Here is a 4,159-nt window from a genome sequence, read left to right on the forward strand (position 1 = left end):
CACTGCAGCAGCGCTCGCGTGCGCAGGCGCACCGGTTCGTGCTGATGACCGCAGTGCGGGCAGATGAACCAATGTGGCCAGCGCCAGCGCTCAAGGGCCTGCTCGCACTGCTCCTCGGTTCCGTAGTCCGCCAGAAACTGCTGTAGACTCAAGCCCTTCTGAAGCTGAATCTGGTTCTGTGCCATGGCGTCTCTCCAACCGATTGCCCTACTTGAAGTTTAGGCCGGTGGGGGCTGAGTCGGCTGAGATTCGTGAATAATCAGGTGGTTTTTTGTCCACTAGCTGGCGGCGCGAGCCTTGGCGCCTTGCCCAATCGAGGCCGATGAACGGCGGCCCGCACCCGGCAGCCAGCCACAGCGAGCCTTCCAGAACGTCCCGAGGCTGACTTCGCTAGCCGCGACGTGACAAGCACCGCAGCGCAGCCACTCCGGGGACTAGCAACAACCCGCGCCTGCTGCTCTCGCTTGCCGACCAAGTGCTCTACGGGGCTAAAGACGCGGGACGCAATCGCGTGGCTGGATGAGCCGGACCCGCGCTGAAACGCTCGTCGCCATGCCCGGGTCCTGTCGGCGAGATATCGCCCCGACGGGTATCACGAGGACAGAAGCAGCGCTCCGGTGATGCTTGATGAGCCACTCGCGTCAATGATGCAAGTGACCGAACCGGACCAAAGTGGGCGATCTACACTCAAGGATTAACACAGGTGCCGTGCCGACGCGGATGGGTGACGCGGCCCACCTCATCGCTTAGCGGCCTCCATCCCAAGGCGGCGATCAAGGATTCGGACCTGCCCTCGCTCGATGGACGAAAAACCGACGGAACCTCAGTATCGCTTGCGCTTCATTTTCGCCGCTCCTCGCTTCACTGCTCTATCTTAAGAAGCTGTCTCAAATCCGGGGGCAGTGTAGCGCAAGAACGAGCAGCAGCTCACAGCCATCTTTCGTACCGCAGGCGCGGGGATCGGGATCGCCGAGGAGCCCTATCTGCGCCAGGCAGGCTCCTGGAGGCTGGCTGCGACCTCGTCCAAGGCGATTTCTATGCCCGTCCGCTGTCGCCGAGCGACTTCGTCCGGGACTGGCTCCGAGGCGCCGGGTGAATCCAGGCAATGAGCGCTCAGACGTCTCAGCCTGTAGCCAAGGCCTGGGGCGAAGGCAGCCGTTCTCGCGATTCCGCAGCGGCTTCATCCGGAGGCGGACAGACTCCCAAAGGCTGGCGCGCACTGGCGCGCAGAGGCAGCCCAACCCATGCACCCTTGATGGAAACTGAATGATGACGCTCAATCGCAAGATCACCCTGCTCCTGATTACGGTCGCCTGCGGCATCCTGGCCATCTTCATGTTGATCAGCCTCTATGCCTTCCGTCACCTGTCGATCGCCTCCTCGACGGGACATGTGCAGACCGCGGCCGAGATCGTGCGGGTGCTGCTGACCGAATCCATGATCAACGGCGTGATCGCCAAGCGTGAGCAGTCCCTCGAGCGTCTGCGCGATATCCGCGACCTGCGCACCGTGCGCGTGGTGCGCTCCAAGTGGGTGAATGAGCAGTTCGGGCAGGGTTTGGCGCGTGAGATGGTCGCCGACGAGATCGAAACGAATGTCCTGGACAACGGCCGGCCGCAGTTCGCGCTGCGCGAGGAGGATGGGCAGCCCGTGTTCAGGGGCACCATTCCCTATGTGGCAAGCTCACGGGGAACGCCCAACTGCCTGCAATGCCATCAGGTCGCCGAAGGTACGGTGCTCGGGGCGGTCACCATCGAGCTGTCTCTGACCGAATTGCGGCGCCAGGCCCTCTATGGCGCGCTCGCGGTGCTCGTCGCGGTCTCGCTGATCTCGCTGTTCGCGATCCTCGGGGCGCGTCGCCTCATGCTGCCGGTCGGCGATACCGCGGCCGCGATCGGGTCCTTGGTGCAGGCGGCCCTGCGGGGCGACTTCAAGGGGCGTGTGCAGCAGCGCACCAAAGATGACATCGGCGACATCGCCGCGCATACCAACAAACTCCTGTCCTTCTTGGATGAAGGTCTGTCGCAGATCAGCGAGCGCGTGGCTCAGCTGACTGGGCGTCCGCCGCAGCACGACGACAATCAATTGCTCGCAACGATCGACATGATCGACGGCTTGGCGGACGCCACCCGCTTCAAGGCGACCATCGAGGAAGACGAGACCAAGACAGAGATCTACGAGCGCTTCGGTCTGCTCCTTGGCAGGCGCTTCGGGGTCGAGGCGTACTCGATCTATGAAGCGCATGGCGCCACGCAGTTGGCGCCAATCTCCGTGGACGGCGAGATCAGTGGGTCCTGTCACTGGTGCGATCCGCAGATATTGGTCAGGAGCGAGATGTGCCGCGCGAAGCGCTCGGGTCATCCGGTCGACGGTCTCGTGCAGCCGGGTATCTGTTTCGCATTTCGCGCCGAGGGGGGCAATGCCGAGCCCGACCCTTGGCGCCACTATTGTCTGCCGCTGATCCAGTCAGGCACCGTCGGCTGTATCGTTCAGTTGGTGGCCCGGGAGTCGGAAGCGGCGGCTCGCCTGGGGCAGATCCCCTACATCCAAGTCTACCTGCGGGAGATGGCCCCGGTCCTGGAGGCCAAGCGCCTGACCGAGACGCTACGCGACTCGTCGCTGCGCGATGCCATGACCGACCTTAACAACCGTCGGTTTCTCGAGCAGTACGTCGACACCTTGATCGCCTCCTCGCGCAGGCGCAACAGCCCACTGGCGCTGTTGATGATCGACCTCGACTATTTCAAGATGGTCAACGACAGCTACGGACATGACGTTGGCGACAGCGTGCTCAAGGGACTGGCCGATGTGCTCAAACAGTCCGTCCGGACCTCGGACATTCTGGTGCGCTTCGGCGGCGAGGAGTTCCTGATCGTCCTGCAGGACGCCGACGGGGACAACGCCCTCATGGTGGCGGAAAAGATCCGCGCGCGGGTTGCGGATTTTAAGTTCCGCATCGCCGGGGGCATGCTTCAGAAGACGGTCTCCATCGGCGTGGCCGTGTTTCCGGACGATAGCGAGACCTTTTGGCAGACCCTCAAGTACGCGGATGTGGCGCTCTATCGCGCCAAAGATGACGGACGCAACCGCGTCGTGCGCTTCACCCCAGACATGTGGGGCGACGAAACCGTGGTCTATTGACCCGAGTCGTTTCCGCGCGCTGGCTTGCGCCCGAGGTCGTGCGGCTGGCAAGGCGGTCCATGGGAGAAATCTGGGGCTCACCGCCAGATCTGAAGTGGGAGGTGCTACGACAAGGCGCTGCAACGCAGCCAGGCGCCGCGCGGGGCGTGCACTGGGGACCGTAGCGGCTTTCACCCTGCGGGTGAAGCAGCAGGAAGCCAGGATCTCGATCATGATGCATGTCCTGCATAAAGCGCAAAGCAGCCGACTGCCGGATATAGGTTCAACCTAATTCAGTGAGGTAAACCCCCGGCTCTGCCGGGGGACTCACCGAGGTTTGACCTGTCCCGCGGTCAGAGTGAATTGTGGTTCTCTGCAAACGAAAGATCTCGATTTTCGGCTGCTGTGTTTCGACCGTGGGCCTAGCGGGGAACACGGTTCAAGCGTATGTCAGATACTAGGAGCAAGAAGACGAGTGCTACGACCAGTTGAAGCTCGGAATCTAGCCAGCCGCCTTGGGCGGCTCCCGGTGTTATCCCGCCTTTGAGGCGGTCACCAAATAAGCCCCCGGCTTTGCCGGGGGTCATTTAACTGGAGCAGTCAGCTTCCAGCTACCAGCCGCTAGCGGAGGAAAATCATACAGTTGCCGGATTTTCTGGCCGGCCAGCCGCTCACCCGTTGGGTGACTCGGAGAAGACCTGAGAGCAGCTCCAAGACAAAGCTCTAAGCTGGCTGCTGGTGGCTGGCAGCTCTCTCTAGGCTCAAGCGTCCAGGTGGCCGCAGGAATCGCTCTGATGTTACCGGCAAAGCCAGTGCTTGAGCGCCGTCTCTAGCCGCTCTGGCTCCACTGGCTTGGAGAGGAAGTCATTCATGCCCGCCTCCAGACATCGCGCCCGGTCTTCGGCGAAGGCGTTCGCCGTCATGGCGATGATGGGCACCTGTGCTGCCTGCGGCAGTTGGCGTGAGCCTGGCCACCGTCCCTGATGGATTTTCCCCTTTAAATAGTCATTTTGCATGAGGGAGAGGGGTGGGCCTCCCT

The 4,159-nt window shown here is 62.4% G+C and carries 3 protein-coding genes; 1 reads left to right on the forward strand and 2 read right to left on the reverse strand.

Annotated features, from left to right (window positions below; all coding sequences use genetic code 11):
* Positions 1-185 (reverse strand): transposase (locus G3446_RS25760; RefSeq protein ID WP_164456527.1); only part of this gene is annotated, 185 nt, incomplete at its 3' end.
* A 1,081-nt stretch (positions 186-1,266) separates the two neighbouring features.
* Here G3446_RS25760 and G3446_RS25765 point away from each other — a divergent pair.
* Entirely contained in the window at positions 1,267-3,141 is a 1,875-nt protein-coding gene (locus G3446_RS25765) for a GGDEF domain-containing protein (RefSeq protein ID WP_245232783.1), read from the forward strand.
* 776 nt (positions 3,142-3,917) lie between these two features.
* On the opposite strand, the gene G3446_RS25770 is transcribed toward G3446_RS25765, so the two are convergent.
* The coding region (locus G3446_RS25770; RefSeq protein WP_164456528.1) for a response regulator at positions 3,918-4,159 on the reverse strand (242 nt) is incomplete at its 5' end.

Origin of the sequence: Thiorhodococcus minor, assembly GCF_010820565.1 — a bacterium.
In the GTDB taxonomy this organism is placed as follows: Bacteria; Pseudomonadota; Gammaproteobacteria; order Chromatiales; family Chromatiaceae; genus Thiorhodococcus; species Thiorhodococcus minor.